Here is a 5559-nt window from a genome sequence, read left to right as displayed (position 1 = left end):
GGTGCACAAACAGCAGCGAGGCCGCCCCAGTGGGGCGGCCTCGCGCTAATGATTGTCCGGCGACGTCCTACTCTCCCACACAGTCTCCCGTGCAGTACCATCGGCGCTGAGAGGCTTGACTTCCGGGTTCGGAATGTAGCCGGGTATTTCCCTCTCGCCATGGTCGCCGAAACTCTATTGAGATATCAACTCAAAACCATGCACACCCTGATCCCACACGAGTGTGGGGGGTGCTTGGTGGTTCCCGGACGTATCTCGGGAACCTCACAGTGGACGCGGTGTACATCTTTGTAAGAAACAAGCCCTCGGCCTATTAGTACCGGTCAGCTCCACACATTGCTGTGCTTCCACTTCCGGCCTATCAACCCAGTGGTCTGCTGGGGGCCTTACCTGGTAAACCAGTGGGAAACCTCATCTTGAAACACGCTTCCCGCTTAGATGCTTTCAGCGGTTATCGCTTCCGAACGTAGCTAACCAGCAGTGCTCTTGGCAGAACAACTGGCACACCAGAGGTTCGTCCATCCCGGTCCTCTCGTACTAGGGACAGATTTTCTCAAGTTTCCTACGCGCGCGGCGGATAGGGACCGAACTGTCTCACGACGTTCTAAACCCAGCTCGCGTGCCGCTTTAATGGGCGAACAGCCCAACCCTTGGGACCTGCTACGGCCCCAGGATGCGACGAGCCGACATCGAGGTGCCAAACCATCCCGTCGATATGGACTCTTGGGGAAGATCAGCCTGTTATCCCCGGGGTACCTTTTATCCGTTGAGCGACGCCGCTTCCACTTGCCAGCGCCGGATCACTAGTTCCGACTTTCGTCCCTGCTCGAGCTGTCACTCTCACAGTCAAGCTCCCTTGTGCACTTACACTCGAAACCTGATTGCCAACCAGGCTGAGGGAACCTTTGAGCGCCTCCGTTACATTTTAGGAGGCAACCGCCCCAGTTAAACTACCCATCAGGCACTGTCCCTGATCCAGATAATGGACCTAGGTTAGATATCTAGTACAGCCAGAGTGGTATTTCAACGATGACTCCACACTCACTGGCGTGAATGCTTCACAGTCTCCCACCTATCCTACACAAGCTGAACCAAACACCAATACCAAACTATAGTAAAGGTCCCGGGGTCTTTCCGTCCTGCCGCGCGTAACGAGCATCTTTACTCGTAGTGCAATTTCGCCGAGTCCATGGTTGAGACAGCGCCCAAGTCGTTACTCCATTCGTGCAGGTCGGAACTTACCCGACAAGGAATTTCGCTACCTTAGGATGGTTATAGTTACCACCGCCGTTTACTGGGGCTTAAGTTCTGTGCTTCGCTTGCGCTGACACGTCCCCTTAACCTTCCAGCACCGGGCAGGAGTCAGTCCGTATACGGCGTCTTTCGACTTAGCACGGACCTGTGTTTTTAGTAAACAGTCGCTTGGGCCTGGTCTCTGCGGCCGTCAACGCTTCTCGCAGCAAGTGCGATAACGAATCGGGCCCCCCTTCTCCCGAAGTTACGGGGGCATTTTGCCGAGTTCCTTAACCATGGTTCACTCGATCACCTTAGTATTCTCTACCTGACCACCTGAGTCGGTTTGGGGTACGGGCGGCTCTAGATCTCGCTAGATGCTTTTCTCGGCAGCATAGGATCACTCACTTCGACAAAATTGTCTCCCCATCAGATCTCAGGCATGTGAATGACGGATTTGCCTATCATTCGCCCTACGTCCTTAGCCCGGGACAACCATCGCCCGGGATGAGCTACCTTCCTGCGTCACACCATTGCTTGCCTACTACCAGATCGGGTCATGCGCTGCCCCGGCGTCGCTCCGAAGAGTCCAGCCGGCTTAGGGCACTTAGCATCACTGGGTTCGGCATGGGCGATCTAATGCCGGTACGGGAATATCAGCCCGTTGTCCATCGACTACGCCTGTCGGCCTCGCCTTAGGTCCCGACTTACCCAGGGAAGATTAGCTTGACCCTGGAACCCTTGGTCATTCGGTGGAGGAGTTTCTCACTCCTCATTCGCTACTCATGCCTGCATTCTCACTCGTGTAGCCTCCACGGCTGGATCACTCCGCCGCTTCGCTGGCCACACGACGCTCCCCTACCGATCCATGCGCCTGGACCACGAAGGCCTGGCTATTGCATGAATCCCATAGCTTCGGTGGATAACTTGAGCCCCGCTAAATTGTCGGCGCGGAATTACTTGACCAGTGAGCTATTACGCACTCTTTCAAGGGTGGCTGCTTCTAAGCCAACCTCCTGGTTGTCTCTGCGACTCCACATCCTTTTCCACTTAGTTATCGCTTTGGGACCTTAGCTGATGGTCTGGGCTGTTTCCCTCTCGACAATGGAGCTTATCCCCCACTGTCTCACTGCTGCGCTCTCACTTATCGGCATTCGGAGTTTGGCTGGGTTCAGTAAGCTTGTAGGCCCCCTAGCCCATCCAGTGCTCTACCTCCGACAAGAAACACGCAACGCTGCACCTAAATGCATTTCGGGGAGAACCAGCTATCACGGAGTTTGATTGGCCTTTCACCCCTATCCACAGCTCATCCCCCCAGTTTTTAACCTAGGTGGGTTCGGTCCTCCACGCGGTCTTACCCGCGCTTCAACCTGGCCATGGATAGATCACTCCGCTTCGGGTCTAGATCCTGCAACTATGGTCGCCCTATTCGGACTCGCTTTCGCTACGGCTACGGCTCAACGCCTTAACCTCGCTACAGAACGCTAACTCGCAGGCTCATTCTTCAAAAGGCACGCTGTCACCCGTCACAAGGACGAGCTCCAACGGATTGTATGCACATGGTTTCAGGTACTATTTCACTCCCCTCCCGGGGTACTTTTCACCTTTCCCTCACGGTACTAGTCCGCTATCGGTCATCGAGGAGTATTTAGGCTTAACGGGTGGTCCCGCCAGATTCACACCGAATTTCAGGGGTTCGGTGTTACTCGGGGTAACGCAAAAGAGCCATGAGCTTACGTGTACGGGGGTATCACCCTCTATGCCGCGACTTTCCAGTCGGCTTTCACTTCACTCATGGTTTATGACTCTTTGTCTGCTCGGCAGAACAGACCATGCGGCCCCACAACACCCCAAATACAACGCCTGCCGGCTATCACATACTTGAGGTTTAGCCTGATCCGGTTTCGCTCGCCACTACTACCGGAATCACTTTTGTTTTCTCTTCCTGTGGGTACTGAGATGTTTCACTTCCCCACGTTCCCTCCTACTGCCCTATGTGTTCAGACAGAGGTACTCAGACTTTACTCTGAGTGGGTTTCCCCATTCGGACATCCCCGGATCACAGGTCGGTTGTCACCTTCCCGGGGCTTTTCGCAGACTCCAACGTCCTTCATCGGCTCTCGATGCCAAGGCATCCACCATGTGCACTTAGTAGCTTGTTGTTACTACAAAGATGCTCGCGTCCACTGTGAAGTTCTCAAAATACGTTCGGTCCCACATACCAATCCCACGCCTACCAAACCAACACCCTTGCGAGGTGTCGAACCTGGTGGTTCGAGGGGATATGCGGTCCAAGGAAACAACTCTGACGAGCTGATCCCTCAGGACCCAACAGTGTGCCTGATTCGGTAACAAATTTCCCAGCGACTTTCCACGCCCTTGCGAGCAGTACTAACCCTGGTGGGCTGCTACCAAGCCAAATAATCGACGATCCACTAGTGAGCTGAGACGCACCAACACATTCGGCTGGTAAACGTCTCAATGGACAACCACCACGATGGGCAGCTGCCAGATGCTCCTTAGAAAGGAGGTGATCCAGCCGCACCTTCCGGTACGGCTACCTTGTTACGACTTCGTCCCAATCGCCAGCCCCACCTTCGACAGCTCCCTCCGTAAACGGTTGGGCCACTGGCTTCGGGTGTTGCCGACTTTCATGACGTGACGGGCGGTGTGTACAAGGCCCGGGAACGTATTCACCGCAGCGTTGCTGATCTGCGATTACTAGCGACTCCGACTTCATGGGGTCGAGTTGCAGACCCCAATCCGAACTGAGACCGGCTTTTTGGGATTCGCTCCACCTTACGGTTTCGCAGCCCATTGTACCGGCCATTGTAGCATGCTTGAAGCCCTGGACATAAGGGGCATGAAGACTTGACGTCATCCCCACCTTCCTCCGAGTTGACCCCGGCAGTCTCCTATGAGTCCCCACCATTACGTGCTGGCAACATAGGACGAGGGTTGCGCTCGTTGCGGGACTTAACCCAACATCTCACGACACGAGCTGACGACAGCCATGCACCACCTGTAAACCGACCACAAGGGGGGCCGTATCTCTACGGCTTTCCGGCATATGTCAAACCCAGGTAAGGTTCTTCGCGTTGCATCGAATTAATCAGCATGCTCCGCCGCTTGTGCGGGCCCCCGTCAATTCCTTTGAGTTTTAGCCTTGCGGCCGTACTCCCCAGGCGGGGCGCTTAATGCGTTAGCTGCGGCACGGAGACCGTGGAAGGTCCCCACACCTAGCGCCCAACGTTTACGGCATGGACTACCAGGGTATCTAATCCTGTTCGCTCCCCATGCTTTCGCTCCTCAGCGTCAGGTAATGCCCAGAGAACCGCCTTCGCCACCGGTGTTCCTCCTGATATCTGCGCATTCCACCGCTACACCAGGAATTCCGTTCTCCCCTGCATACCTCTAGTCTGCCCGTATCGGAAGCACGCTCAGGGTTGAGCCCTGAGTTTTCACTCCCGACGCGACAAACCGCCTACGAGCCCTTTACGCCCAATAATTCCGGACAACGCTCGGACCCTACGTATTACCGCGGCTGCTGGCACGTAGTTGGCCGGTCCTTCTTCTGCAGGTACCGTCACTTTCGCTTCGTCCCTGCTGAAAGAGGTTTACAACCCGAAGGCCGTCATCCCTCACGCGGCGTTGCTGGATCAGGCTTTCGCCCATTGTCCAATATTCCCCACTGCTGCCTCCCGTAGGAGTCTGGGCCGTGTCTCAGTCCCAGTGTGGCCGGTCACCCTCTCAGGCCGGCTACCCGTCAATGCCTTGGTGAGCCATTACCTCACCAACAAGCTGATAGGCCGCGAGCTCATCCTTCTCCGCCGGAGCTTTCCACCTCCAAACATGCGAAAGGAGGTCATATTCGGCATTAGCCATCGTTTCCAATGGTTATTCCAAAGAGAAGGGCAGATTGCTCACGTGTTACTCACCCGTTCGCCGCTCGTGTACCCCCGAAGGGGCCTTACCGCTCGACTTGCATGTGTTAAGCACGCCGCCAGCGTTCGTCCTGAGCCAGGATCAAACTCTCCGTTGAAGCAGCTAAAGCGCTGCCAAACTTCAGTTCAACCTGACAAACTATTTGCTGACAAATAAATTGTCGGAATTGTTCCATCAAGCCAACCAAACAAACCCGAAAGTCCATCTGGCAAGTCTCGACGGGGTACTACTAATTAATCTCGTCGACTTTTGGCACACTGTTGAGTTCTCAAGGATCAGACGCTCACCTCGACCCAGCCACTGGCTGAATCTCAGGGCAACTCGTCCAACTTACACGGCTCGTTTTCACCGGTCAAACCCGGGTCGGTCACCATGTCGCTC

At 55.2% G+C, this 5559-nt stretch carries 3 rRNA genes; all 3 read right to left on the bottom strand.

The features are described from left to right. Positions 1–54: 54 nt before the first annotated feature. Positions 55–171, bottom strand: a 5S ribosomal RNA gene (gene rrf / locus GEV27_RS17510). 122 nt (positions 172–293) lie between these two features. After that, positions 294–3395: ribosomal RNA gene (locus tag GEV27_RS17505) — 23S ribosomal RNA — on the bottom strand. 361 nt (positions 3396–3756) lie between these two features. Then, positions 3757–5275: ribosomal RNA gene (locus GEV27_RS17500) — 16S ribosomal RNA — on the bottom strand. Together the 16S, 23S and 5S rRNA genes form the textbook arrangement of a ribosomal RNA operon. Positions 5276–5559 lie beyond the last annotated feature (284 nt).

Origin of the sequence: Aeromicrobium sp. S22 (assembly GCF_009661045.1) — a bacterium.
Taxonomy (GTDB): Bacteria; Actinomycetota; Actinomycetes; order Propionibacteriales; family Nocardioidaceae; genus Aeromicrobium; species Aeromicrobium yanjiei.
This window is presented reverse-complemented; position numbering and strand designations above follow the sequence as displayed.